This is a genomic window from Streptomyces sp. NH27 (assembly GCF_056859195.1).
Genome location: NZ_JACEGK010000802.1, coordinates 1 through 2,226, shown reverse-complemented (window position 1 = coordinate 2,226; position 2,226 = coordinate 1). Strand labels below are relative to the sequence as shown.

The window sequence follows — 2,226 nt, the reverse complement described above, 5'->3', positions numbered from 1 at the left end:
CGCTCCACCCCTGGTACGCGCTCCCGCCCCCGACGCCCGCTCCAGCCCCGACCCTCACTCCACGACGTGCCGGCCCTCCGGCCGGGCGGTGCACGCCGAACGGAAGGCGCCGTGCGCGCCGTGGTGCCCGGCAGCGGGTGTGAAGCGCTCGTCCAGCACCCGCCCGGCCGCCTCGGCGAGCAGGTCCTGGGCCCACTCCCCCTCGATGGGCTCCTGCCGCTGCACCGCCGGAAGCGCGTCGCCGCCCTCCTTGCGGGTGGCGCCGAGCCGGAGTTGGACGAGTTCGGCGCCGCCGGGATGCGGACGGGCCCCGCCGAAGAGCGGGTCGACGGCGCCCTCGCGGACGGCGAGCTGGTAGACCGCGAGTTGGGGGTGGCGGGCGACCTCTTTCGCGGTGGGCTTGGCCCGCCCGGTCTTGAAGTCCACGACGTACGCGTGCCCTTCGGCGTCCGTCTCCACCCGGTCCATGCTGCCGCGGATCCGCACCTGCGCGTCGCCCGCCTCCAGCGTCACGTCGAACGCGTGCTCCCCGGCGACCGCTTCACGGCCCCGCTCCATGACGTGCCAGCGCAGGAAGCGTTCCAGCGCGGCGCGCGCGTTCTCCCGCTCCTGCCGGGACTTCCAGGGCGCGTCGAAGGCGAGCGCGTCCCATACGGAGTCCAGCCGCGTCATCAGCACGTCGAGGTCGGCGGGGGCGCGGCCGGAGGCCACCTCGTCGGCCAGGACGTGCACCACGTTCCCGAAGCCCTGCGCTGCCGTCGACGGCGGATCGGCCTTGACCTCGCGCCCCAGGAACCACTGCAGCGCGCAGGTGTTGGCGAGCTGGTCGAGCGCGCTGCCGGACAGCACGACCGGCTGGTCCCGGTCGCGGACCGGCACGGCCGACCGGGTCGGCTCGTACAGGCCCCACCAGCGGTCGGGGTGCGCGGTGGGCACCAGCGGGTGGCCCTCGTCGGTGAGCGAGGCCATCCGGGCCAGCCGGCGGGCGGCGGCGTCCCGCAGCTCGGGGGACGCCGCCGGGTCCACGGTGGTCGCGCGCAGCTCCGCGACGAGCGCGGCCACCGCGAGCGGGCGGCGCGGCCGGTGGCCCACGTGCACCGGCTCCACGCCGAGTTCGGCGAGGAACCGGGAGGGCTGGTCACCGTCGTCCGCCGCGGACTTCACCGCGGTCACCAGCAGCCGGTCCCGGGCGCGGGTCACCGCGACGTAGAACAGCCGGCGCTCCTCGGCCAGCAGCGCGCCCGGGGTGAGCGGCGGTGCGAGGCCGTCGCCGCCGATCCGGTCAGCCTCCAGCAGCGAACCGCGGCGCCGCAGGTCCGGCCACACGCCCTCCTGCACGCCCGCCACCACGACGAGCGGCCACTCCAGGCCCTTCGCACGGTGCGCGGTCATCAGGCGTACGGCCTCGGGCCGGACAACGCGGCCGCCGAGCGTGTCGGCCACGATGTCGAACGACGACAACTCGTCGATCAGGTTCAGCGCGCCGCGGCCCCCGGTGCGCTCCTCCGCCCGGGCCACCGTCTCGAACAGCGCACACACCGCGTCCAGGTCGCGGTCGGCGTTCCGCCCGGCCGGACCTCCGCGCAGCGCCGCCCGCTCCAGCCGCCCCGGCCACAGCGAGCCGTTCCACAGCGCCCACAGCGCGTCCTCCACGGTGCCGCCCGCCGCGAGTCCCGCGCGCGCCGCGGCAAGTTGCGCCCCGACCCGCTGCGCGCCACGCGCATACGACGGGTCGTGCGCCGCCAGCCGCTCCGGCCGCGCGACCGCCTCCGCGATCAGCAGGTCCGAGGGGCGCGGCACCGCCACGCCCGCCGCCCGCTCCTCCTCGCGCAGCGCGCGCCCCAGCTTCCGCAGGTCCGCCGAGTCCATACCGCCCAGCGGCGACGTGAGCAGGGTCAGGGCGTCCTCGACGGTGAGCCCGGGGGCGTCTCCTTCCGCGCCGCCGTCCCCGCTCCCGCTCCCGGCCGCGTCCGCGACCTCGTCCCCGTCTCCGGCCCCGTCGACAACTTCGACCTCGTCCCCGTCCTCGGCTGCGGCCTCGACCTCGACCTCGTCCTCCGGTCCGACCTCGTCCCCGGATACGGCCTCTTCCGCGTCCCCGCGCGCCTCCCCGTACGACACCGCCGGCGCCGCCGCTTCCGCCGCCACCCGCAGCGCCAGCAGCAACGGGGCGACAGCCGGGTCCGCGTGCAGCGGGGTGGCCGACGGGGCGAGGTCGATCGGGAC

1 protein-coding gene is annotated in these 2,226 nt (G+C 77.0%); it reads right to left on the bottom strand.

Annotated features, from left to right (window positions below; genetic code table 11):
• Positions 1 to 54 precede the first annotated feature (54 nt).
• Positions 55 to 2,226, bottom strand: a 2,172-nt coding sequence (locus AC13HU_RS35990) for a PD-(D/E)XK nuclease family protein (protein WP_483046202.1), incomplete at its 5' end; no start/stop codon positions are given.